A 21,964-nucleotide genomic window follows, 5' to 3' on the forward strand; every position below is an offset into this window, starting at 1 on the left:
AACTCTCTGTGGCGGCTGACCGGGGCCGGACATGATCCGCACAGCTGACATCCGCGAGGGGCGGACCATGCGGCAGGCGACCACAGGCCGCGAAGCCCGGCAGGCGCCGTGCGCCGAACCGGTGGCGGAGCTGCGCGATCTGGCGGTTGAAGTCAGTGAGCTGCGCGTCGAGAACGAGCAGTTACGCGGTGCGTTGACCAGTCGCGCGGTGATCGACCAGGCGCGCGGCATGCTGATGGCCCTGGCGCCGTGCTCCGGCGAGCGCGCCTGGGGCCTGCTGGTGGACGTCTCCCAGCACTGCAACGTCAAGCTCCGGGACGTGGCGGCCGCGCTGGTCGCCACTGCGGAGGACGAGGCGTTCCCGGACCCCATGCGACGCGGGCTGCGCGACGCGCTGCGGCGCCTGCACGCGCCCGACCCGCCGTGACGGGCAACCGAGAGGGGCCGCGACGAGCTCGACGGCGGCACCGGGAGCTGTGGCCCGACCCCGCCTGCGTCTTCGTCCTGGCCGGCCGGCCGGCCACCTGCCGGACGCTTCCCCCGGGCGCGCTGCCCGATGCCTCCCCGAAACCGCCCTTGGCCCCATGCCCGAAGCCGGCACCCAAAGGGCTCCCAAACGGCACGCCAATTGGCCCCCGCACGCACGTCAGGCCCGGTACTGATTCCTCAGTACCGGGCCTGACCTGGTGTTTCGGCTGTCGGCGTGGCGGGATTTGAACCCACGACCTCTTCGTCCCGAATGAGGTCAGGGCCACATCTCAAGCTCCGACCCGAGGCACCTGCGCAGGTCAGGGCGTTGGTCTGAGTTGGTCTGGCTCCGTCGCGGCCGGGTGTTGGGAGAAGATCTTCTCCCAACTTTCTCCCAGCCATGGAGAGCCGACGGGACCTTGGCTTGGTCAGCCCGTCTCGCCGAGGCGCTCGGCCAGATTTCCGATCACGCGTTCACGGTCAGGTCCAGCCAGTCGGCGCGCGCGGTCGTACGCTTGGTCAACCCGGGACCGCGGACGCTCTCCCTTGCGCATCCAGTCGAGAAGCTCTCCTGCTTCCTTGGCCGAGAGCCGCTTGAGCCCCGCCAGGACTTCGTCCAGCTGCTCCGGATCGGGGATCTCATCACGCACTGTCTCGTTGCAGCGAGAGCACTCGATACGCCAGTTATTGAGGTCGTCCCTGGCCCCTCGGGACTTGAGCCGCTCCTGCGGAACGAGATGACCGATGGTGAGCCGGACCGGCTCACCATCCTCAAGGTAAGTGTCGTCGGCGCCCAGCCCGCAGATCCTGCACCGCGAGCCGTCCTGGTCCATGACCAGTCGGCGGATACGAGCGCTGGGGGCGAACTTCTTGTACTTTGCCCGTTCGCCGACAAGCCAGATCTGGCCGCCCTTGGCCTTGAGCCGGTACTCATCCTGCGCCAGTGTGCCGTCGGTGCGCTGGGAGGGAATGCTCCAGTCGCACTTGCGGAGTTCGCGCAGGCGTCGGTTCAAGTGTTCCGCGGACTCCGCGATATCCGGCCCCAGGGCAGCGCGCAGTTCTCGCATCGTGAACGTGTCGCCAACGTTCTTGTTGAACCACAGCCAGGCCGCGAGACGCTTCTCCTGGCCGAAGCGCTTCGCCTTCGTGCCGGGCTGGATGGTGAGATCCCACCACGGGGTGCCGTCTGGCGCTCGGGACTCGTCGTTCTCGGTAATCTCTTCAGGCATATGCTGATTATCTTCGATGTGAAGCGCCTTGCACAGCATACGGATTGAAGGCTTCCTGCCTGACTCACTGCCCCCTCTGCCTGGCTGTCATGCTGCGGGAGCACGTCTGTTAGACCCGTCTGCGGGCGCGACCTCGAAGCCGCTGGTTGCGCGGACGGCCGTGAAGAGCGCGCCGAGCTTCTGTTGTTGGGTACGTGAGATGATCCGGAACCTGCTTCTCCAGTTGCCAACCGTCCCGCGACGAGGCGCCCGAACACTCCGGCCGGGCCTCAGAGGCCGCCGTTGTCGCGTCGCAGGGCATCGTCAAACCACGGCGAGCGTGACTTGGGTGACAGGGCAACGCCATCGGCTCCGTGTCCGGTAGGGCGCTGGCGGAGGATGCGAGATTCGAACTCGTGAGGGGCTGCCCCCAACACGCTTTCCAACTGTCCGCGCGGCCGTCCAGGGGCGTTCACGAGAGTTCGAACGACAGGTCAGACGGAGTGCGCGTACGTCGGCGAACGGGGGCGCCCGCCGACGCACTGGACAAAGACCAGGACAACGAACGGTACTGAGCAGCCCCTCCGGACGTACCGCCTCCGTATCCAGTTTGTACGCCCCTGTTGATATCGGGCAACAGGCTTTGTGCCCAGGGGTTCCCGCGAAACCCAGCCCGGGACGCAACACGGTTCGGGGAGACCGGTCATGCGCAACCCTTGCTACTGCGTCCCGGTGCGGGGAGGAAGGGACGGAGAGTCGACGATAGGCGGAGGACGAAGTTCGTTCTGCTGCCCTTGGCCGAACCAGTAACCGATGATGGCTCCAGCAATCCCTGTGACCGGGGTGACGTAGAGACTGAAGTCCTCCGCTGCAACTCCAGCGATCATGGCAACCCAAGGAGAAGCGATGATCGCAAATACAACGGCAACTAACGCCCAGCCGCGAACATTCTCTGCGCGTCGAATGAGACCGGACTGATCGAAGGCAAGATCTGCCCGGTGTCTCCTATCTGCAAGTTCCACTTCCCAGCGCCGCTCGATCTCACGGAGCCGAACCTCTGCGTCGATCTCTTCGGGAGTCTCCGGGCGCTTGCCAAGATGAAAGATCGGCTGCTTTTGCTCGGAAGCGAGCTGCTGGTTCTTTTTTGTAAGGTCGGCTATTTGCTGCGTAAGGCTATCTATCTCATCGCGTTGACTTCCCCATAGGCTTAAGGAGCCTTCCTCGCTCTTCACGCGCAGCCGATATTCCGTAACCCAATCTTCCTCGGTTACAGGCATCCTCCCCATTTTCCACTCGTGTGTTCGTCCGTCGAATGCAAATCCCTCGGGTGTCGCCTCGGACATGTGCTCCTCCTTCTGCTGAACGGACCGCCGGTGCAGGGCAGTACCGCGCGGAATGGTGGCGCGTTACTGCTGGCCATAGCTCAGGCTCATACGGGGCGGCCCCCGATGACCCTGTTGCAGATTGTGACACAAAGTACACTGCACGCAGTAGGCTGCCTGCGTCCTTGGCGACCAGTTGCCCAAAGAAGTCGCAGCAGTGGAAAACTCGGTACCAAACAGGCTAATTTATCAAATCACCCACGTTCAAAATCTACGCGACACAGGCGAGAGTGCCGCCACGCAATGCGGGATCACCGGCACCGATATCGGAAAGCCGGGAATCAAGCAGTGCCTTCGTAGCGCGGTCGGTAATTGCGGACCCGGCGGCACGCCGGTGGACTACGTGCCCTTCTGCTTCGGCTATCGATCCCCCATGTTCGATCGATTTACATCGGAAATGTGCCGACCTGTCGCAGGTCAAGATCCGGTCATTTATTTGGCGGCCAGCGTGGCAGCTGTGAGGAATGCAGGACTCGCAGATCGGTGCGCCGGAGACGGTCGGCGCCTACGATGCTGCGCATGAACGACCGTGTGCCCATGGGTGAGGAGATGCGCCTCTTCACCGTCCCCATCACCGAGGCGCTGGCGCGCGAGGCAGCGGAGATCCTGGCCCGGTTCCGGGAACTCGCTGACGGCGCTCTGCGAGTAAGGGACAACCAGGCGTTCGAGCAGAACACGACGTCCCTCTTCCGCAGGGAGGAGGCTCAGATCTCGGCACTCGAAGAGCCACTGCGCAGCGAGCGAGCAGCCTTGCGGGGCATGCTCATCGAAACCGCCAACCTCACGAAGGACAACGCGATGGACCACGTGCGGGCGCTGGAGCACGACATTGTGATGCAGCCGCCACCGGTGTGGTCTCCGCTCACGCTGAGCCGTGTCGTCATGGAAGGTGTGCTCTTCAGTGAGTACCTGCTCGACGCTACGGCTCCGCTGAACCGGCGCCTAGCCCGGCTTGCGGGTATGTGGATGACTGACGCCATGCACGCGCAGAAGCAGGCCGAGGCTCACGGGCACGACCAAGCGCAGAGCAGTCAGATGATGAGGTACGTGCAGGACTGCTTGCAGAAGTGCCAGGCCACAGAGCGCCGCAACAATCAGGGCAAGCTGATCGGCTACAGCCTGGACAGCGAAAACGCGCCCATGGACATCAACATCACTCAGCGCGCAGCCACAGTCATGCCAGCCTGGTTGCCGACGCCGTACCGTCTGGCGTCAGGTGCAGCGCACAGCCGTCCGTGGACGATCGGGCGTGCCAAGGACTTGGCTGGTGGGGACGGGATCGTGGGCGAGGCAGCCACCGTCATGGCTGCGGTGATGGTTGCTCTGGGCTCGGTAGAGGTGGTCGTGCGCGCCTTCGGGGAGTACTTCGGTGTGGACCAGAGTGGAGACCTTCAGCAGATGGAGGAGGAGCGCAAGGCGTTCGTCTACAGGGCGATCGGCATCGCGCATGCCCAGTAGGTGATGACACCTGCCCACGGTGGCGCGCTGCCCTTCGCCTAGTCCGGCCGTGCGACCCTTGACGTCGAGTGATGGAGCGACGCGAGAGGAGCCGAAGTGCCGGAGGCCAGTCCGCGCGGAACCTACCTGGTCATTGCGGAGACGCTGCGAAGTGAGCTTCAGGCGGAGCACGGCAAGGAAACCTTGCCATCAGAGGCCGATCTGATGGACTCGCACGGTGTCTCCCGGAACACGATCCGTCGGGCACTCAAGGTTCTCGAAGCTGACGGGGTTGTTGAGTCCGTCCCGGGGATCGGGTGGCGCATGGTTCGGGGAGGTGACCGGCGGTCACTCGCGGAGCGCATGACGGACCTGCTCAAAGAGGACTCACTCTCGGTAGGGGACGCCTACCCGTCCGAAGCAAAGCTGTGTGAGCGGTTCGGAGCATCCCGGACCGCCGTGCGCCGTGTTCTTGCCCAGATGGAGGGAAACGGCTTGCTGGCGACCGTGCACGGTAAGGGGCGGACCGTGCTTGCCCTCCAGGCTTCCACCGGCCAGCCGTAGCCTTGGCCGTCATGGGACTCACAAAGTGGGCGTACGCGCTCTCCGAATCGCTGCTTTCTGATCCGCTTCCGCGCCGGTGGGCTCACTCACTCGGGGTCGCCAAACGCGCTCGTTCCCTGAGCCCGATCCTGGGCAACGACGCGGAGGTGTTGGAAGCGGCGGCCGTGCTTCACGACATCGGCTACTCGCCGGCCATCGCGGTCACGGGTTTCCACCCCTTGGATGGTGCGCGGTTCCTCAGAGATCAGGAAGGCGCGGACGAACGGGTTGTTCGTCTCGTGGCGCATCACTCCTGTGCCTTGCTGGAAGCGGAGGAACGTGGACTTCGTCAGGAACTTGAGGGCGAGTTCGAGCTAGAGCGTCCCGACCTGGTCGACGCCTTGCTCTACTGCGACATGACGACAACGCCGGACGGGACGCAGACGACGCCGCGTGAGCGACTAGATGAAATTGTGCAGCGATACGGCCTGGACACGATCGTCGGACGGTTTATCCAGCGCGCGGCCCCCGAGATCCATGCAGCGTCGAAGCGGGTCGGGGATCGGATGGCGGAAGCCTCCGTTGGCGGTCAGCCGATGTAGGGCTCTTGCCGCGCGTCATCAAGGCCGTGCCTGATGCGCAGCATCATCGATGGGTGGATGTCGAGTCCGTCAAGGTCCGCCGGATCAACCCAGCGGACCTCTTTCGACTCGCTACTTGTGCGTAGCGAACCGCCGATTGGGTGTGCCCGGAAGCAGATGGAGAACTGTTGCCGGACCTCGCCGTCGTCGTACGCCAACACGTGGTCGGGGTCGGTGTAGAGCCCGACGATGTTGTCTACCTCAACATCGATACCGGTCTCTTCCCGTACCTCACGAACGACCGTGTCAGCGATGCGCTCGCCGATGTCGTGCCCACCACCGGGCAGGGCCCAAAGGTGGTTGTCGGTCTTGTGGATGAGCAACAGCCGTCCCGCCTCGTCCTGGACAACGGCGGTCACCGACGGGACAACCGAGTTGGCGGTAGGAGCGTGCGGGTCACGGAAGTAGTCAATCCGGCTCATCAGCGTGTGCCTTCCCAACCAGTAGGTGACGAGACCGGACGGGCCGCCTGCCAGACTTTCTCGACGCTCTCAGCGTAGGCGTCGAAGAGTTCACCGCCGGGGACGCGCCGCAGGTGGAGCACGGGCGCCATGTAGGCGCCGACCCCGTAGAGGTGACCGTTCGCCAGCATCTCGTCGTCGGCCCGGTAGATCGAGTTGTAGAGCGTGGTGCCGTGCAAGCGGAACTCGACGCCTGGGAGCCCGAAGAGCGGGGCGTAGTTGATGAGGGCGTTGCGAATCTTGCCCGCCATCGCGGCACCGATCCCTTCGTCCTCGCCCCTCACAGCCACAGCCGGCGAGTCGGGTTCTCCCAGCATGAAGCGGATGGGTACTCCGTCGGCCGCCTTCTCCTTCACGATGCGGTGAAACGTCGCGTCCTCGGTGAGCCAGAACCCCGAGTACACCAGTAGGTCAAACTGCCGGGTGGCCTTGGAGTACAGGTTCGTCCAAAGGGTCTGCATCACTACGGACCGGTGCGGATACAGCCTGACCAACTCGGCGTTGCCGGTGGCGGTTACCTCGGCCGACGTTCGTTCGTCCGGCCAGAGGTACGACACTTCGCACTTCAGGAGTGAGGCGGTCGCGTACTGGAAGCGTCGATAGGGCTTCCTCCCCGGGTCGTTGATCCAGCGCTCTACCGTCTTGGCCGAGACTCCGAGACGTTCGCCTACCTCATCAAGGGTCAGGCCCAAGTCGACGATCGCGCCGCGTAATCGCTCGTTCGCCACGTCAAACCTCCGCATGTGCGGGACGACTTGGTACGACTTCACGCTAGCCAAGAACGACCTGAGCCGTACAGGCGTGAAGTCGAACGTCGTCGTCGGCGCCGCCACTCTGTAGGTACATCGAGCGCGAGGGGCGCGCGAATCCAAACAGCCGAAGGGCTTGACGGGGCGAACCTCCCTCTGCAAGATGAGGAACACGTAATACATGTTCCTCTCGGTCGGCCGCTTCGGCGGGCGGCCGAGCGCACGGCAAGGGGCCCGGGACAGAGCGGGCCGAGGGACCCGGACCCCTAGTCAACCGGAGGGCTTAGATCGAAAGATCACGTCTCCATACGCCTGAAACGGGAGCTCGTGTTCCCGAAGGAGACGACGTACCACGGCACATCAACGCACCGCCGCTTACGGTGCGTCCGCTCTCATCCCCCGACGCGGCGGCACTCCCGGACAGGACAGCCCGCCGCGCCCGGTCTCTATCCCGACGCAGTCAGGAGTTCTTCATGACCGAGCGCATTCTTCCTGTGGACGTCATCGGCCCGATCGCCCTGGATCTGACGATGGCCACCGGCAGTATCCGCGTCGTCGTCGACCCGGAGTTGAAGCAGGCGCGCATGGTGCTGACGACAGAGGCCACCTCCGGCCCGTCGGCCGACGCGATCCGCGACACCATCGTCAGCCTCACCGGGCAGAACCTTCGGGTCCGCGTCCCGGACGTCGCAGGCGGCACGGGCGGCACCACCACCGTTCGCGTGGGCGGCAACACCATGACGTTCTCCGGTGGGAACGGCGTGCAGATCGTGAACGGCAACGTCCACATCACCGGCCACGGTGGCGGCAAGGTCTTCATCAACGGCCGTGAGGTCACCGCGACCGGCCCGGCCGGGGGCGCGGTGACGCGGATCAGTGCTGTTGTTCATCTGCCCGCACAGTCGGTGGCCGCGATCAGCACGCACAGCGCGAACACCGTCGTCACGGGTGCGCTGGCCAGGCTGGAGTACGACGGCACCTCCGGAATGCTGACCGCTGAGTGCGTCGGTGATCTGGAAGCCTCGCTGACCAGCGGCAGCGTCATCGTCGGCGAGGTGGGCGGCCCGCTGGACGTGAACCTGACGTCCGGCAGCGTCAAGGTCGGCGCCTACAGCGGGCACCACGCCCGCTTGAACCTCACCTCAGGCAGCGTCCGCATGGCCGCGACCGCGCAGTCCAGCGGCCGTCTGACCGTGAACGCCACTTCCGGCAGTGTCCGCGTCACCGGTGCCGGTCACCTGAACGTCCGCCGCCGGGTGACCAGCGGGCACGTACAGATCAGCTAGCCCTTGCCGCCCCGCCTGACCTGCGACAGGAGTAGTCGTGCCCGACTTTGACGTTGAGATCGTCTCGTTTGGCTACCTGCACGGGGAGCCGTCGGCCGCGCACCTGACCATCGACCTGCGCCACCACTTCCGCGACCCGCACGTGTCGCCGGAATTGCGCTACATGACCGCGCACGACGCCCCGGTGCGTGCCGCGGTGATGAACACCCCCGGCATCCCGGAGCTGATCACAGCAACCGTGCGGGCGGTCTGCGCGTTCCGGTCCGGCCCGAGTGCCGGACCGGTCGTCGTCGCCAACGGGTGCGCCGGCGGTCGCCACCGCGCCCCGACCTTCGCCGATCACCTCGCCGTGCATCTGCGGGCGGCCGGGCTGACGGTGCGGGTGCAGCATCGCGACCTGGACAAGCCCGTCGTCGAGCGCTAGGCGCCCACCCCCACACATCACCCCTTCGCGGGGCGGTCGCACTCCCGGACAGGACAGCCGACCGCCCCGCGCCCTTCCCGACGTATCCAAGGAGAGCTCTGCCATGCGTATGCGCAGCTTCGTCGCCGGCCAGGAAGCGCACGGCGACACCGAGTTCGCGGAACTGGCGCTCGGCATCGACATCGACCTGTTCAGGGGCCCGCTGAAGCCCGAGACGCACCGCGAGCGTGCCGCCCGGGAGGATGCGGCCCGTGACGTCCTGGCCGACCTGCGGGCGGAGGCGGAGGCCGGTGACGAGATCGCCGGTTGGGACGCCCTGTACGCCGACGCACTGACCCGCACGGTGCCGTTCCTGCGTGCCGCCCGCGAGTACCAGCCCGGGGCGGGGGAAGCGGCATGAACGCGCCCCGCAACCCGCTGACCCGGCTTCAGACCGGTGTCCTGGCCGCTGCGTTCGTCCCGATGCTGGGCACGGGTGTGATCGGCGGTATCGGCACGTACAGCAACATCGGGCACGCCTACGGCACCGGGACCGCGCTCGGTGCCCTCGGCGCCGGTGAGGGCGCAACCGCCGTCCTCGCCCTGGTCCTGTTAGGGCTGACCATGCTGGGACAGTCCTCCCCGCGCGTCGTGCGGACCGGCCTGTGGGCGCTGCCGACGGCCGCCGCCGTCATGGGCGCCATGGCCGCGCCGGACCCGGGACGCACCGTGATCTACGCCCTGACTCCCATGGGCATGTCCGTGTCGGCGGAGGGCATGGCGTTCCTCGCCCGCCGGATCGTCGTCCACACCGACGGCCGGGACGCGGAGAACGAGCGGCGCACAGCCGACATCGTGCAAGCCCTCGCCTACCACCGTGCCCGGGCCGCCCACCACCCGAGCGACCGGATCCGCAAGCGCTCCGATCGGGCCTCGTGGCGTCTGGCCCGCAGGGTCGGGGTCGGGGACACGGCGCTCGGATCGCGACTGCTGGAAGTCCAACGCGACCGGATCACCAGTGGTGCGGATGCCGCACTGATCTCGATGTTCGGCGGCACGAGCGCCACCCCCACACTGGACACAAAGGCGGAGGAATCTGCCAAGACCATGAGGAATCGGTCTATGGCTGACCGGCCGGAATCGACCCCGGCCCCCGCTGCTCTGACGCGTCTGCCGGTGCTCGATCCGGTGGCGGTCGACCACGTGAAGTCGACTCTCCCGCACAAGCCCGCACCGGCCATCGCCCCGCTCGATCCGGGGCCGGTCGAGTCGACCAAGCGGCGGTCGGTGGCGGCGGCCGATGGCCCCCGGCCCCGCCGGGCGACCGGACGGGTTCCCGACGTGGCCCGATCGCCCCGCCCCACGCGCACGCCCGATCAGTTGCTCGCTGAGGCACACACCGCGACCGCTGACTGGCCGGACGCGCAGATCACCGCTGAGGGCATCCGCCGCACCCTGCACACCTCGCCGGCGCGCGCCCGGACGCTGAGGGACACGCTCCTCGCTGAGCGGGCCAAGGCCGCGTGATGGCCGTGGCGTTCGGCAAATGCTACGACCCGAACGGCGCCCGCTTCGGCGTCCCCACCTTCCCGTGGCGCTACGCCCCCGACGGTCTGGCCACCCGCCGTCAGCTCCGCAGTCAGGGACTGCGGCCGGGCGGTCAGCCGGTCGCGGCGCAGGTACTGCGTCCGCGCTACCGGCGCGGCCCCCTGGTCGCCTACCTCTACCGCGTCGACCGGGCCAAGCCGGTGCGCCCGATGACGCCGGGCAAGCGCACCGCGCTCGCCAAGGCCAACCAGGCCCGGCGCACTTGCCCGGCCTGCCGCACGGACGCCGGATACGTCATCCCGACCTCGCTCGGCATGTGCGCGACCTGCGCCTACCCCGAGGAACAACGCACCTCGTGAACTCGCGGGAACCGTTCCTCACCCTCCGCAGGGGGACGAACTGTCCCCCCTCAACCAGGGGGGACAAGGTGTCCCCCCCTTACTGCCGAGTACGGCTCTCATCATCTCTGCACCGGGTCCGGCCGCCCGACCTTCCACAGCAAGCCGACCGGACCCTTCGACTCCCGAAGGAGTGCGTACATCGTGACGGAGAACCCCGAGTTCCTGCCCACCGACGACCCGCAGGGCACGGACGAGCTGACGGCTGAGGTACTGCCGTTCCCGCTGAAGAAGAAGACTGACCCCACCGACCCGGCTATGCCGGCCGGTGTCGTGAAGCCGGGAGAGTGGGAGGCCGAACTCCCCGACACTGCCGACCCGGAGGCCGACGGCCTGAGCGAGGGCGCGCCGGTCGACCCGCCGCGCGAGATCTACCCGCCCTCGGTCGCGGAGTGGATGGAGGCCAAGGACAAGGCCCGGATGCCGGTGCTGCCGGACTGGGTGAAACTCCCCGACCAGCGCAAGGCTGTGCGCAAGTGGGCGGTGCGCCACTACTCCGCTGTTGCCGGCTATCACGCGATCCGCCTGCCCCTGGTCTACACGCCGAAGATCTGCATGTACTCCCCGCGGGGCGCGTGGCGGTGGTCGACGGCGATCGGCCGGTGGGTGTTCGACGCGGAGGGCAAGGGTCTGCGGCTCGCGGCCGTGGCGAGCGAGGACGCGGCGGAGTATCTGAAGCTGTCGCGCCAGCGCAACGACCGTGTCCGGCTGCGCGGCATCGTCGCCGCCATCGCCGGGTTCGTCGGACTGGCCGCCGCACTGACCCTGTACGTGATGGCGCCGTCGTGGCTGCTCATGCTGGCCGTGGCCGCGATGACCACCACCCTCGGTGCGGTCGGGGCGCCGGCTGACCGGCCCCTGATCGACATGGCGAAGGTGACGTTCCGCAAGCGCAAGCTGTCCTCGGACATCGTCATCCGCGCGCACGAGGTAGCGGGGCTGACCAGCAAGGACCAGACGATCGGCTTCCCGCGCCCGATCGGCCGGGACGGCGACGGCTGGCGCGTCGTGGTCGACCTGCCGTACGGCAAGACGTTCGAGGACGCGATGAAGGCTCATGCCCGCCTCGCCTCCGGCATGGACATCGCGCCCACTCAGCTCTTCCTCGACAAGGACGAGACGAGCGGGCGGCGGGTGTCGTACTGGATCGCCGACCGTGACCCGCTCGCCGTGCCGTCGGGCAAGTCGCCGCTGTTGGGGGCGACGCGGGTGGACTTCTGGAAGCCGTTCCCGTGGGGCGTGGACGAGCGAGGCAACCCGGTCATGGCCACGATGCTGTGGCTGTCGCTGCTGGTCGGTGCGGTGCCGCGTCAGGGCAAGACGTTCTCTGCCCGCACGATTGCGCTGGCCGCCGCGCTGGACCCGTACGTGAGGCTGTACGTGTTCGACGGGAAGGCGTCGCCGGACTGGCGCAAGTTTGCGCTGGTCGCGCACCGCATCGGGTTTGGCATCGTGCCCAAGAACGGGTTCGACCCGGTGGTGCACCTGCTGACCTCGCTGCGTGAGCTGAAGGCGGACGTCGAAGACCGCTACCACCGGCTCTCCGAACTGCCGTTGCACATCTGCCCGGAGGGCAAGCTCACCCCGGAGATCAGCCGGGACAAGAAGCTGAACATGCCCCTGATCCTGTTTGTGGTGGACGAGGTGCAGGAGTACCTGACCCACCCCGAGCACGGCAAGGAAATCCTGTCCCTGATGGTCTACCTCGCCCGGGTCGCCCCGGCCGTCGGCGTCAGCGTCATGACGTCCACGCAGAAGCCGGACGACAAGGCGTGCCCCTCGGAGCTGCGCGACCAGCACCAGGCCCGGTTCGCCCTGCGGGTCGGCGCCTACCAGGTCTCCGATGTCATCCTCGGTGCGGGCTCGTACTCGGAGGGATTGGACGCGTCCAAGCTGCTGAAGTCCCACAAGGGTGTTGGCCTGCTCAAGGGCATGTCGGACGACTCCGGGATTGTGCGCACCTATCTCGCTGATGGCCGCGATGCGGAACGCATCCTGACCCGGGCTGCCGCGCTGCGCGAGGCCGAAGGGACCCTGTCGGGCGACGCGGCCGGCCAGGCTCCGGCGCCGGAGGTGTCCGCGACGATCCTGGACGACGTCGCGGCCGTACTCGGCAAGGGCGAGACCAAGATTTGGTCCGAGACCATCGTCGACCGCCTCGCCACCCTGCGCCCCGAGACCTACGGGCCGTGGGCGGAACTTGAGCCCAAGCCCAAGGCCGAAGCGCTCACCGCCGCGCTCAAGCCGTTCGGCGTGGCCACCGAGCAGATCGGCCGCCGCATCGACGGCAAGACGGTCAATAAGCGCGGCATCAAGCGTGAAGACCTCGCCGCCGCGATTACTCAGCGCAACGAAAAGCGCGACGCCGGATAGCCCCGGAGGGTCGCTAGCGCTAGCGGTGACCGTTGCTAGCGCTAGCGACCCTGCTAGCGACCTAAACCACGTCTGATCAGGTCGCTAGCGGCTAGCGGCCCACCTGCGGAAACCCTCCAAACCCTCCCTGAGAGGCTCCCTGATGAGCTTCCCTCTGCTCGCTATCGCCTGCCTACTCATCGTCACGCTCGGTTACGGCGCCACGTGCTGGCTGAGCCCGTTCGGCGACTGCCGCAAGTGCTCCGGCATGGGCTACGCCCTCAAGACCGACCGCAAGGGACACCTCAAGCGCGGCAAGCACTGCCGCCGCTGCCACGCCACCGGCAAGCGCATACGCGTCGGCCGCTGGATCTACAACCGCGCCGCGCGCACCTACCGCGCTGGCACCCGCTGACCCGCCGGGAGACCCCGTGACCCTCACCGTCCCGCTCGTTCTGCTGCTCGCCGTCGCCGTCGTGCTGCTTCTGCGGTTCAAGGCCGTCGGCGCCGGCGCGGCCGTCGCCGTCGCGCTCTTCGGCTTCTACCTCGCCCACACCAGCGCGGCCGACACCGTCAACCAGCTCGTCACCGCCTTCACCGACGCCATGCCCGGCATCAGCCGCTGACCGGAAGGGAGACCAGCACCATGAACGAACCCACGACGTACGGCCGTCCGAGCGCACGTGAGACGGCGCCCGTGCACGTCCACACCCCCGCCCCGCTCACACCCGCCCACACGGCGCCGCTCGTGCCTGTGCAGCCGGGCACCGTCCCGGCCGTGGCGAGCGTCGTCCTGCCGGACGGCCGCGTCGTGACCGGCTATGCCATTGAGCCTGCCAAGCCCGAACCGGTCGTCGCCAAGCCGGCCGTCTCGCGGGCGGCGGTGAACGTCGCGCTCGGGGGCGTCGGCTTCCTCGCCGTGTGCGGCGGACTGCTGCTGCTGACGTCGTTCATCGCTGCCCTGACCGCGTTCATCACACAGCTGATCATCCTGGCGGCCGTCATCTTCGGCGGCTGGACCGCCGTGCAGGTCTTCAGCGCTGGCGGCGGAGGCAACACCTTCCACATCCGCAAGGCCGTGTTCAAGCGCAACCACTTCCACGGCTAGCTGTGCCCGTGGGCGGTGGCACTCCCGGACAAGGACAGCCCGCCGCCCACGGTCTCCGATCCCGACGTTGCAGAACAGGAGACCTACAGCATGACCCAACTGCGTGCTTTCAGCGAGGGCCCCTTAGCCCCTGCCACCCGAACGCGGCGGGTGCTGCCCCGTCCGCGCCTGCTGGATCTGTACTGCTGCCAGGGCGGCGCGGCCAAGGGCTACGCCGACGCCGGGTTCGACGTCACCGGCGTCGACATCACCCCGCAGCCGCGCTACCCCTTCACCTTCGTACAGGCCGATGCGGTCGCGTTCGTCCTGGAGCACGGCGTCAGGTTCGACTTCATCCACGCGTCCCCGCCGTGCCAGCACGACAGCGAGTGCCAGCGCATCCAGGGCAACGCCCACCCGGACCTGATTGCGCCCACCCGCACCGCACTGGAGTCGACGGGGCGGCCGTGGGTAATCGAGAACGTACGGGGTGCGGTGCCGAAGCTGAACGGCCCGGTGGCGCTGTGCGGCACCATGTTCGGGCTGGAGAACTACCGTCACCGGTTCTTCGAGCCGGGCGGCGGCTTCACCCTCGCCCAGCCGGCGCACCCGGCGCACCTGGTGCCGCAGGCCAAGATGGGCCGCCCCGTCCCGCCCGGCCACTACGGGCAGTTCGTCGGGAACTTCTCCGGCGTTGCCCTCGCCCGGCGGGTGCTGGGGGTCCCCTGGATGAACCGCGACGGCATCCGCGAATGCGTCCCGCCCGCCTACACCGAGTGGATCGGCCGTGCGGCGCTGGCCCACCCCGTTCTTGCCCTGGGGGTGGCGGCGTGAACGCGCGTGTGCTGCCTTTGCGGCGCCCGAACGGGCTGCGGGTGCTGGATCTGTGCTGCGGAGCGGGGGGCCTGTCGATGGGTTACTACCTCGCCGGGTTCGACGTCGTGGGCGTCGACAACCGCCCGCAGCCGAACTACCCCTTCACCTTCCACCAGGCTGACGCCCTCAACTTCCCCCTCGACGGCTTCGACCTGGTCCACGCGTCGTGGCCCTGCCAGCACTTCGCCCGGGTCACCGCCTGGCGCGGAAGCCGTGCGGACCACCCCGACCTGCTCACCCCCGGCCGCGCACGGCTGGAAGCCGCCGGGCTGCCCTGGGTCATCGAGAACGTGCCCGAAGCGCCGCTGAGGCCGCACTACCTGCTGTGCGGGACTCAGTTCGGCCTAAGCGTCCGCCGCCACCGGGCCTTCGAGACGTCGTGGGGCGGCGGCGGGGACCTGGTTGCGCCCTGCTGGCACCACAAGGGCCTGCTGGCGTTCGAGCACAAAGGCGAGCGCGCCTACGCCGACGCGATGGGCTGCACCTGGATGAGCAACATCGAAGCCCGCCAGGCCGTGCCCCCCGCCTACACCGAGTGGATCGCTACCCAGTTCCTCGCTCTGGAAGGGAGGGCGGCGGCATGAATGCGACGCCCGAAGCTCTGCGGGTCGCCCTCGCCCTCGCGGCGGCCGGCGTCCCGGTTCTACCTCTGCGCGCGGGCAAGGTGCCGTTCGGCAACTGCCCTTCCTGCAAGAACAGCGCATGCGGCGGCCGACCCAACATGAAGAACGCGGGCCCCTGCCAGTGCCCCGCTCCCTGCCACGCGTGGGCCGCCGCAACCACCAACCCGCGCGTCCTCACCTCGCCCATGTGGGCACCGGTCTGGCGTGAGGCGGCAGCCGTCGCCTACCACCCCGGCGGGGCCGGGCTGACAGTGGTCGACTTGGACAACGCGGCGGCCGTCGCATGGGCCCACAAGACCCTGCCAGCCACCCGCGCGGTGTCGACGACGCGGGGCGAGCACTGGATCTACCGGGGCACCATGGCTTCGGCCAACGCGGTCCGGCCCGGCGTCGACATCAAGTCGACCATGGCCTACGCCCGCTGGCTCGGCCCCGGCTCCGGTCCGCTCGTGGCGCTGCCGGACGTGGTCCGCTCGCTGGCCGTGAAAGCGGCCGTGCACCGGCCCTCGCCGCCCGGCGTCGGCGTGGCCGTGCGGTCTTCCGGCGGGATGTGCCCGCACCGGACCCCCGCGTACCTCCGCCGGGGCTTGGAGATGGCGGAGCAGCGGATCATCGGCGCGTCCGCCGGTGTGCACGCCACGGTGTACGCCACGTTCCTGGCGGTGCTCTCCCGGCACGGCCGGTGCGGGTGCCTGACTGACGTGCACGTCGCCCGGCTGTTCGCCGCCGCTCAGACCAAGGGCGAGACGGCCCGGCACTGCGCCGACGCGTGGGCCAACGCCCGCACGGCCCTGGGGATGTGAGCACTGTGCCCGAGGACGACAAGACCCCGGCCCGGCAGATCATCACCGACTACGCGCAGTCCCACTTCCGGTACTTCCGCACCGTCGACGGCACCGTCTACGCCCAGCGCACCGGCCATCCCGTGGCCCGCCCGATCCGCTCCCAGGGAACCAGCGGGAGCCACCGTCAGGAACTCATGGTCGGCCTCTTCCGTGACGGGGTCGGCGTCTTCAACGGAACCGCCCTCAAGGAGGCGTTGGACTTGATCGAAGCACTCGCCTCACCGAGCCGGTACAGCCCACCCACATCCGCGTCGCCCCTGGATTCGACGGGGCCACCTGGCTGGACCTGGGCCGCGACGACGGCCAGTCGGTCCGCATCCACCCCACCGGGTGGGACATCCGCGTCCCCGACCCGCAGGAAGTGTGCTGGCGGCGCACCCAGCTCACCGGCGAACTCCCCCTCCCGGCCAAGGACACCAACGGCAAGGGCCTGGACCTGCTGCTGCGGCTGTGCAACTTCGCCGACGCCAAGACCGAGGCCCTGGCCATCGCGTGGCTCATCGGCTGCCTCGGGCCGTCCGCCCCGGTTCCCGCCCCGTTCCTCACCGGCCCGCAAGGGGCGGGCAAGTCGACCGGCGGGCGGATGCTCGTGCGGATCATCGAGGGAATGACCGGCGACCTGCGCCGGGCCCCCAAGGACGAGGAGAACATGATCACGGCCGTCGCCGCCGGATGGATCACCGCTCTCGACAACCTCTCCCATCTGCCCCCGGACCTGTCCGACCTGATGTGCTGCGTCATCACCGGTGCCGAGAGCATCAAACGCGCGCTCTTCACCGACGGGGACGTCGTCCGCTCCCGCTATCGGCGCCCGATGCTGCTGACCGGCATCGACGTCGGCGTCATCCGCCCCGACCTGGCCGAACGCCTCCTCACCCTGCGTCTGGAACGGCCCAAGGTGCGGCGCACCGAGGCGGAGCTGTGGGCGGAGTACGCCGAGATCCTGCCCGTCGTCCTCGGCTCCCTGCTCGACCTGGCCGTCAAGGCCCGCGCAGTGCAGGCCGAGACGCCGACCGACCTGCGGATGGCCGACTTCGCCCACCTGTGCGCCCAGCTCGACGCCGCCATGGGCTTCGGGACGCTGGCCGCTTACCGGGCCAGCCTCGACGACCTCAACGACGACGTCATCGAGGGTGATCTGCTGGCGCAGACGGTCCTCAAGCACGCCGACGAGCTCGCCCCGGGCGAGGAGGTGCGGATGACGTCGGCGGAGTGGCTGCACGCCCTGACCGCCCTCTACAGCGGTGAAGAGTGCCGTCCGCTGCCCAAGGGGTGGCCAACCACCGGCAAGGTGCTGTCCGACCGGCTCCGGCGCATCCAGCCCACCCTGGCCGCCCGGGGTGTCCTGGTCGACTGGGGCCGCACCAGCGCCGCCCGCTACATCGAGATCACCCGCCATGCCCCGCCCCTCGAGCCGGAGCAGCAGACCGCGTTCTGACCGCCGCCGGGCCGACAAGGAAGAGGAGCACGCCCCCGCCGGGAGTGCTCCTCTTGCTGTCCCGGCGGCGGCAGCCGCTCGGCCCGAGTCGCGCCGCGAAGCGGCTCCTTCTTCAAGCCCGGACAGGGCGACGCACAACCACAGACACCACCCCTTCTCTTTTGTCCTAAGAAGGGAAGACCTGCGTCACTACGTCACCACGGGCCCATCAGACGGCCCCTGACCTGCGGCAACACAGGGTGACGCACCGTCGAATTGTGCGTCATCCCACGTCACCCGCGTCATCCCGGTGACACGGGACCGTGTCACCGGTGACGCAGCCCCCGCCGGGCTGCGTCATCAAAACCCGCAGGTCAGAGCCCTGATTGACGCAGGTGACGCGATGACGCAGAAATCCCCGCTTCGGACCGGTCGTCTAGAAACCCGCTGAAGGAGAGATGTGAACGAGAAGATCACCGGCCTGCCTCAGCTCCACTCAGCGGCCGACGTAGCTAAGTCCCTCGGCTGCTCCGAGTGGTGGGTGAAGGAGCAGGCGCGCCGTCGCCGTATCCCCTTCATCCGTAGCGGCGGTGGCTACCGTTTCACGCGGCAGCACGTGGAGGAGATCTACCTCCTGCTGGAAGAGCGTCCGAGCCAGCCGACTGCCCGGCACCAGCCGCGCGCGGCCAACGCGCCTCGCAGGGCGGCGGCGCGCGGCGACTCGCCCATCGTGCAGCTCCGCGCCCGGCCCCCGCGCCGCGCTCAGAAGACTGCCTGAAGACCAGACCACAGCGCGGGCGGGGCCGGTTCACCGGTCCCGCCCGCTGCTCATCATGAGAGGAAGGCATGGGGTTCGCCGAACACCGGAAAACGTACTGGCGCGGCCGGTTCAAGGTCGAACCGGGCAGGTATGACACCGTGGTTGACGAGCTGGGCGACGTCATCCGCTTCCGTACCAAGCGCGAAGCCGTACAGGCCGCCAACGCCGAAGAGGCCAAGGTGCGAGCGGGCAAGCGCAAGGACCCAGCTGCCGGGCAGATTACCTTCGGGGAGTACGCCTCCCGTTGGTACGCCGAGCAGGACTTGGCCGCGTCCACGATGCAGAACTACCGCCGCCACTTGGAGGATCACCTACTCCCTGAGTTCGAAGGCCAGGCGCTCGCCGAGATCCAGCGCGGGCACGTGGACGCTTGGGACAAGAAGGAGAAGGCGCTCTATGCCCTGTCGAGCGTTAAGACGTGGCGGGCGACGCTTCACCTGGTGCTCGAAGACGCGATGGACGAAGGGCTCATCGAGTCCAACCCGGCTACGAAGCGGCGTGGCAGAGGGAAGCGAGCGGGGCGTTCCAGCGCTCGCGGCCCCGAGAAGGTCACTACGAATCCACTGGGCATCCTGCTCACCGCCGAGCGCGCCGCCATTCTGTCCGGCCGTGACGATGAGTTCGTGGCCACGGTTACCAAGGGGTACACCGGCATGCGTTGGGGTGAACTGGTTGGCCTCGAAGTCGCGTTCCTGCGACCGGCCGCGATCCGGGTTGATTGGCAGCTCTACGAGCTGGACTCGGGCGACTTCGAGCGCTGTCCTCCCAAGGACGACAGCTACCGGACCGTGGACATCCCGCCGTTCCTGAGCCGCTTGCTGACTGAGCACGTTCAGCGCGCCAAGCCCGCTGCCTGCTCCTGCCACAGCAAGGCGTACGTCTTCCGTGGCCAGGGTGTTTCCCGCACTGGCGAGACGGGGGCCAAGGTCATCGACGTCGCCCGTCGCGCGGGGGTCTCCACCGGCACTGTGTCTAACGTGATCAACCGGCCGGACATGGTCGTGGAGCCAACCCGTGACCGGGTCCGTCAGGCCATCGCGGACCTTGGCTTCACCCGTGGCGGTGGTGCCGTCGACCAGGCAGCGCACTGGCGCCGCAATGGCTTCGCGACGTGGCTCTTCACCCCGGCCGTGTCCGGCTGGTACCCGAAGAAAGCGCCGCAAGAGGCCCGGCCCGTTCCGATCCTGGGGGAGCCGTGGCCGGGGGTACCGGCGCGGGGTAGGGGAGCCATGGCACGGGCCGACTCCTGTTGGGTCGCCATCGCCAAGGGCATGACGCCTCACGGTCTGCGCCACACACACAAGACCCGTATGGAAGGGTTCCGCACTCCGCCCAAGCTCATGGACGAGCGGTTGGGCCACGTCGACGGGTCGATCCAGGCACGCTACTCGCACATCACGAAGGAGATGCGCGCCGCCCTCATGGCCGACCTGACGGGGGAATGGGAAGCAGCGTTGGACGCCCGCGCGGCCATGGCGGCTACGTCCCCCGTCGCCGTGCTCGACGCCCTCTTACGGGAGCGGGCGGCGCGCCCGTCCTAGCTAGCCCGCTTCCTGGGAGAAATTCCAAGATCTTCTCCCAGATTTCTCCCAAGGGAGCCCCGGAATGCCAATCAGGGCCGTGAGTCTAAATCGACTCACGGCCCTGAACTGGTACTTCAGCTGTCGGGGTGGCGGGATTTGAACCCACGACCTCTTCGTCCCGAACGAAGCGCGCTGCCAAGCTGCGCTACACCCCGATGTCACCGGTTGTCGCGGCGACGTCGTTTACTTTAGCCCACCGGCGGCCGGAGACGAAATCCGGTTTCGGGGGGGTGGGGTGAGCGCGGGGTGGCGGGTTCGTTCGGGAGGGGCACGGCGTGGGGGCGTCGTCAGGTTCGGGGTGTCAGGGTCAGCAGGGTCGCCTCCGGGGGGCAGGCGAAGCGGACCGGGGTGTAGCGGTTGGTGCCGCAGCCCGCGGAGACGTGGAGGTAGGAGCGGTGGCCGCCGGACTCGTGGGTGGAGAGGCCCTTCACGCGGTCCGTGTCCAGGTCGCAGTTGGTGACCAGGGCCCCGTAGAAGGGGACGCACAGCTGGCCGCCGTGGGTGTGGCCGGCCAGGACCAGGGGGTAGCCGTCGGCCGTGAAGGCGTCCAGGGTGCGCAGGTAGGGGGCGTGGACCACCGCGATCGAGAGGTCCGCGTCCTTCTCCGGGCCGCCCGCCACTTCCGCGTACCGGTCCCGCTTGATGTGCGGGTCGTCCAGGCCCGTGAACGCCAGCTCCAGGCCCTCCAGCTTCAGCCGGCCCCGCGTGTTGCTCAGGCCCACCCAGCCCGCCGTGTCGAAGGCGTCCCGCAGGTCCTCCCACGGGTTGTGGATCACTCCGACCGCCGGCGGGTTGCCGTTCAGGCCGTGCTTGCCCTGGACCTTCTCCAGCAGGTAGCGGGCCGGGTTGCGCAGCTTGGGGCCGTAGTAGTCGTTCGAGCCGAAGACGTACACACCGGGGAACTCCATCAGCGGGCCCAGCGCGTCCAGGACCTCCGGTACGCCCTCCGGGTCCGACAGGTTGTCGCCCGTGTTCACCACGAAGTCCGGGCGCAGCCCCGCCAGCGACTGGAGCCACGCCCGCTTCTTGCGCTGGCCGCTCACCATGTGGATGTCCGAGACCTGGAGCACGCGCAGCGGCCTCATCCCGCTCGGCAGTACGGGGACGGTCACCCGTCGCAGCCGGAACGAGCGGGCTTCGAAGCCCGCCGCGTAGGCGACGCCGGCCGCGCCGATCGCCGTGAGAGCCGCCGTTGCCTTCAAGGGAATCCCGTATCGCGCGTGCATGCGCTCCATCGTCGCAGACGCGCGGAGTGAGGTACGTACGCCCCGGGCCGCGCCCGCGCGCGCTCGGGGGCCGCGCTCCCCGCGTGAAACTGGCACGCGCCCCGGGCGCGTCACCTGCGACACTGGGCGCATGACCACGCTCAAGGCCACGCTCAAGGACGACCTCACCACCGCCATGAAGGCGCGCGACGAGCTGCGCTCGTCGACGCTGCGACTGACCCTCACCGCCATCGCCAAGGAGGAGGTCGCGGGCAAGAGCGCGCGCGAGCTCTCCGACGACGAGGTGCTGAAGGTGATCGCCAAGGAGGCGAAGAAGCGGCGGGAGGCGGCGGAGGCGTTCGAGCAGGGCGGCCGGGCGGAGTCGGCGGCCAAGGAGCGGGCCGAGGGGGAGATCCTCGACGCGTACCTGCCGAAGCAGCTGTCCGACGACGAGCTTCACGCGATCGTCGCGGAGGCCGTGGAGGAGGCTCGGGCCGCGGGGGCCGAGGGGCCGCGGGCCATGGGGGCCGTGATGAAGATCGTCAAGCCGAAGGTGGCGGGGTTGGCCGATGGGGGCCGGGTCTCGGCGGCCGTCAAGGGCCTCCTCGCGGGCTGAGCCCCGCGTACCCCCT

25 protein-coding genes, 1 tRNA gene and 1 pseudogene are annotated in these 21,964 nt (G+C 68.3%); 21 read left to right on the forward strand and 6 right to left on the reverse strand.

What is annotated here, in order from left to right; genetic code table 11:
* Positions 1-31: 31 nt before the first annotated feature.
* Positions 32-427: an ANTAR domain-containing protein gene (locus AC069K_RS12070; RefSeq protein WP_478614922.1), complete on the forward strand. Its 396-nt coding sequence runs from the start codon at positions 32-34 to the stop codon at positions 425-427.
* Positions 428-896: 469 nt separating this feature from the next.
* On the opposite strand, the gene AC069K_RS12075 is transcribed toward AC069K_RS12070, so the two are convergent.
* A complete protein-coding gene (locus tag AC069K_RS12075; protein WP_478614924.1) occupies positions 897-1,697 on the reverse strand; it encodes an HNH endonuclease in 801 nt (266 codons plus the stop codon).
* Positions 1,698-2,395: 698 nt separating this feature from the next.
* Positions 2,396-3,019 carry an FtsB/FtsL family cell division protein gene (locus AC069K_RS12080; RefSeq protein ID WP_478614927.1) on the reverse strand — a complete coding sequence of 208 codons (624 nt, stop codon included), beginning with the start codon at positions 3,017-3,019 and terminating at the stop codon, positions 2,396-2,398.
* 196 nt (positions 3,020-3,215) lie between these two features.
* On the opposite strand from AC069K_RS12080, the gene AC069K_RS12085 reads away from it, so the two are divergent.
* From AC069K_RS12085 to AC069K_RS12100, 4 genes are all read left to right on the forward strand, one after another.
* The gene (locus AC069K_RS12085; protein ID WP_478614930.1) at positions 3,216-3,581 is read left to right on the forward strand and encodes a DarT ssDNA thymidine ADP-ribosyltransferase family protein; all 366 of its coding nucleotides are present in this window, start codon (positions 3,216-3,218) and stop codon (positions 3,579-3,581) included.
* On the forward strand, positions 3,578-4,516 hold the full coding sequence (locus AC069K_RS12090) for a hypothetical protein (protein ID WP_478614933.1): 939 nt from the start codon (positions 3,578-3,580) through the stop codon (positions 4,514-4,516). Before AC069K_RS12085 ends, AC069K_RS12090 begins: the two co-directional genes overlap by 4 nt.
* Before the next feature lie 96 nt (positions 4,517-4,612).
* A complete protein-coding gene (locus AC069K_RS12095; RefSeq protein ID WP_478614936.1) occupies positions 4,613-5,059 on the forward strand; it encodes a GntR family transcriptional regulator in 447 nt (148 codons plus the stop codon).
* An 11-nt stretch (positions 5,060-5,070) separates the two neighbouring features.
* Positions 5,071-5,640 (forward strand): HD domain-containing protein, encoded by a 570-nt coding sequence (locus AC069K_RS12100; RefSeq protein ID WP_478614938.1) that lies wholly within the window; start codon positions 5,071-5,073, stop codon positions 5,638-5,640.
* Here AC069K_RS12100 and AC069K_RS12105 read toward each other — a convergent pair.
* Complete coding sequence (locus tag AC069K_RS12105; RefSeq protein WP_478614941.1) at positions 5,628-6,101, reverse strand: NUDIX domain-containing protein; 474 nt, start codon at positions 6,099-6,101, stop codon at positions 5,628-5,630. The genes AC069K_RS12100 and AC069K_RS12105 overlap by 13 nt on opposite strands.
* The gene (locus AC069K_RS12110) at positions 6,101-6,868 is read right to left on the reverse strand and encodes a helix-turn-helix domain-containing protein (protein WP_478615231.1); all 768 of its coding nucleotides are present in this window, start codon (positions 6,866-6,868) and stop codon (positions 6,101-6,103) included. Before AC069K_RS12110 ends, AC069K_RS12105 begins: the two co-directional genes overlap by 1 nt.
* A 494-nt stretch (positions 6,869-7,362) precedes the next feature.
* On the opposite strand from AC069K_RS12110, the gene AC069K_RS12115 reads away from it, so the two are divergent.
* The 15 genes and pseudogenes from AC069K_RS12115 (at position 7,363) to AC069K_RS12185 (ending at position 20,085) form a co-directional block, all read left to right on the forward strand.
* The gene (locus AC069K_RS12115) at positions 7,363-8,175 is read left to right on the forward strand and encodes a DUF4097 family beta strand repeat-containing protein (protein WP_478614944.1); all 813 of its coding nucleotides are present in this window, start codon (positions 7,363-7,365) and stop codon (positions 8,173-8,175) included.
* Between the two features lie 37 nt (positions 8,176-8,212).
* The gene (locus AC069K_RS12120) at positions 8,213-8,599 is read left to right on the forward strand and encodes a RapZ C-terminal domain-containing protein (RefSeq protein WP_478614947.1); all 387 of its coding nucleotides are present in this window, start codon (positions 8,213-8,215) and stop codon (positions 8,597-8,599) included.
* A gap of 109 nt (positions 8,600-8,708) precedes the next feature.
* The gene (locus AC069K_RS12125; protein WP_478615234.1) at positions 8,709-8,999 is read left to right on the forward strand and encodes a hypothetical protein; all 291 of its coding nucleotides are present in this window, start codon (positions 8,709-8,711) and stop codon (positions 8,997-8,999) included.
* The gene (locus AC069K_RS12130; protein WP_478614950.1) at positions 8,996-10,105 is read left to right on the forward strand and encodes a conjugal transfer protein; all 1,110 of its coding nucleotides are present in this window, start codon (positions 8,996-8,998) and stop codon (positions 10,103-10,105) included. The genes AC069K_RS12125 and AC069K_RS12130 overlap by 4 nt, the downstream gene beginning before the upstream one ends.
* Positions 10,105-10,485, forward strand: coding sequence for an RRQRL motif-containing zinc-binding protein (locus AC069K_RS12135; RefSeq protein WP_478614953.1), 381 nt, complete (start codon positions 10,105-10,107; stop codon positions 10,483-10,485). Before AC069K_RS12130 ends, AC069K_RS12135 begins: the two co-directional genes overlap by 1 nt.
* Positions 10,486-10,668: 183 nt before the next feature.
* Positions 10,669-12,897, forward strand: coding sequence for a cell division protein FtsK (locus AC069K_RS12140; protein WP_478614956.1), 2,229 nt, complete (start codon positions 10,669-10,671; stop codon positions 12,895-12,897).
* Between the two features lie 142 nt (positions 12,898-13,039).
* A complete protein-coding gene (locus AC069K_RS12145) occupies positions 13,040-13,291 on the forward strand; it encodes a hypothetical protein (protein ID WP_478614959.1) in 252 nt (83 codons plus the stop codon).
* A gap of 16 nt (positions 13,292-13,307) precedes the next feature.
* On the forward strand, positions 13,308-13,502 hold the full coding sequence (locus tag AC069K_RS12150; protein ID WP_478614962.1) for a hypothetical protein: 195 nt from the start codon (positions 13,308-13,310) through the stop codon (positions 13,500-13,502).
* A 20-nt stretch (positions 13,503-13,522) separates the two neighbouring features.
* Positions 13,523-13,984, forward strand: coding sequence for a hypothetical protein (locus AC069K_RS12155; RefSeq protein ID WP_478614965.1), 462 nt, complete (start codon positions 13,523-13,525; stop codon positions 13,982-13,984).
* A gap of 90 nt (positions 13,985-14,074) precedes the next feature.
* Positions 14,075-14,797: a class I SAM-dependent methyltransferase gene (locus tag AC069K_RS12160; RefSeq protein ID WP_478614968.1), complete on the forward strand. Its 723-nt coding sequence runs from the start codon at positions 14,075-14,077 to the stop codon at positions 14,795-14,797.
* Positions 14,794-15,423, forward strand: coding sequence for a DNA cytosine methyltransferase (locus AC069K_RS12165; RefSeq protein ID WP_478614971.1), 630 nt, complete (start codon positions 14,794-14,796; stop codon positions 15,421-15,423). Before AC069K_RS12160 ends, AC069K_RS12165 begins: the two co-directional genes overlap by 4 nt.
* Positions 15,420-16,265, forward strand: a complete 846-nt coding sequence (locus AC069K_RS12170; RefSeq protein WP_478614974.1) for a bifunctional DNA primase/polymerase — start codon at positions 15,420-15,422, stop codon at positions 16,263-16,265. Before AC069K_RS12165 ends, AC069K_RS12170 begins: the two co-directional genes overlap by 4 nt.
* 5 nt (positions 16,266-16,270) lie before the next feature.
* Positions 16,271-17,745, forward strand: a pseudogene (locus AC069K_RS12175) (ATP-binding protein).
* Between the two features lie 439 nt (positions 17,746-18,184).
* Positions 18,185-18,502 (forward strand): helix-turn-helix domain-containing protein, encoded by a 318-nt coding sequence (locus tag AC069K_RS12180; protein ID WP_478614977.1) that lies wholly within the window; start codon positions 18,185-18,187, stop codon positions 18,500-18,502.
* Positions 18,503-18,570: 68 nt separating this feature from the next.
* Positions 18,571-20,085, forward strand: a complete 1,515-nt coding sequence (locus AC069K_RS12185) for a LacI family DNA-binding transcriptional regulator (protein ID WP_478614980.1) — start codon at positions 18,571-18,573, stop codon at positions 20,083-20,085.
* A 123-nt stretch (positions 20,086-20,208) separates the two neighbouring features.
* Here the strand turns inward: AC069K_RS12185 and AC069K_RS12190 are convergent.
* Positions 20,209-20,282: transfer RNA gene (locus AC069K_RS12190), tRNA-Pro, on the reverse strand.
* A 132-nt stretch (positions 20,283-20,414) separates the two neighbouring features.
* Positions 20,415-21,353 (reverse strand): metallophosphoesterase, encoded by a 939-nt coding sequence (locus AC069K_RS12195; RefSeq protein ID WP_365100454.1) that lies wholly within the window; start codon positions 21,351-21,353, stop codon positions 20,415-20,417.
* A gap of 130 nt (positions 21,354-21,483) precedes the next feature.
* On the opposite strand from AC069K_RS12195, the gene AC069K_RS12200 reads away from it, so the two are divergent.
* Complete coding sequence (locus AC069K_RS12200) at positions 21,484-21,948, forward strand: GatB/YqeY domain-containing protein (RefSeq protein ID WP_365100452.1); 465 nt, start codon at positions 21,484-21,486, stop codon at positions 21,946-21,948.
* Positions 21,949-21,964 lie beyond the last annotated feature (16 nt).

The organism is Streptomyces sp. NPDC043908, assembly GCF_056435525.1.

Excerpts from the sequence above, each read along its gene's own strand:
- AC069K_RS12070 (WP_478614922.1), top strand. The coding sequence starts at position 32 with ATGATCCGCACAGCTGACATCCGCGAGGGGCGGACCATGCGGCAGGCG.
- AC069K_RS12075 (WP_478614924.1), bottom strand. The coding sequence starts at position 1,697 with ATGCCTGAAGAGATTACCGAGAACGACGAGTCCCGAGCGCCAGACGGC.
- AC069K_RS12080 (WP_478614927.1), bottom strand. The coding sequence starts at position 3,019 with ATGTCCGAGGCGACACCCGAGGGATTTGCATTCGACGGACGAACACAC.
- AC069K_RS12090 (WP_478614933.1), top strand. The coding sequence starts at position 3,578 with ATGAACGACCGTGTGCCCATGGGTGAGGAGATGCGCCTCTTCACCGTC.
- AC069K_RS12100 (WP_478614938.1), top strand. The coding sequence starts at position 5,071 with ATGGGACTCACAAAGTGGGCGTACGCGCTCTCCGAATCGCTGCTTTCT.
- AC069K_RS12105 (WP_478614941.1), bottom strand. The coding sequence starts at position 6,101 with ATGAGCCGGATTGACTACTTCCGTGACCCGCACGCTCCTACCGCCAAC.
- AC069K_RS12115 (WP_478614944.1), top strand. The coding sequence starts at position 7,363 with ATGACCGAGCGCATTCTTCCTGTGGACGTCATCGGCCCGATCGCCCTG.
- AC069K_RS12125 (WP_478615234.1), top strand. The coding sequence starts at position 8,709 with ATGCGCAGCTTCGTCGCCGGCCAGGAAGCGCACGGCGACACCGAGTTC.
- AC069K_RS12130 (WP_478614950.1), top strand. The coding sequence starts at position 8,996 with ATGAACGCGCCCCGCAACCCGCTGACCCGGCTTCAGACCGGTGTCCTG.
- AC069K_RS12135 (WP_478614953.1), top strand. The coding sequence starts at position 10,105 with ATGGCCGTGGCGTTCGGCAAATGCTACGACCCGAACGGCGCCCGCTTC.
- AC069K_RS12145 (WP_478614959.1), top strand. The coding sequence starts at position 13,040 with ATGAGCTTCCCTCTGCTCGCTATCGCCTGCCTACTCATCGTCACGCTC.
- AC069K_RS12155 (WP_478614965.1), top strand. The coding sequence starts at position 13,523 with ATGAACGAACCCACGACGTACGGCCGTCCGAGCGCACGTGAGACGGCG.
- AC069K_RS12160 (WP_478614968.1), top strand. The coding sequence starts at position 14,075 with ATGACCCAACTGCGTGCTTTCAGCGAGGGCCCCTTAGCCCCTGCCACC.
- AC069K_RS12170 (WP_478614974.1), top strand. The coding sequence starts at position 15,420 with ATGAATGCGACGCCCGAAGCTCTGCGGGTCGCCCTCGCCCTCGCGGCG.
- AC069K_RS12185 (WP_478614980.1), top strand. The coding sequence starts at position 18,571 with ATGGGGTTCGCCGAACACCGGAAAACGTACTGGCGCGGCCGGTTCAAG.
- AC069K_RS12195 (WP_365100454.1), bottom strand. The coding sequence starts at position 21,353 with ATGCACGCGCGATACGGGATTCCCTTGAAGGCAACGGCGGCTCTCACG.
- AC069K_RS12200 (WP_365100452.1), top strand. The coding sequence starts at position 21,484 with ATGACCACGCTCAAGGCCACGCTCAAGGACGACCTCACCACCGCCATG.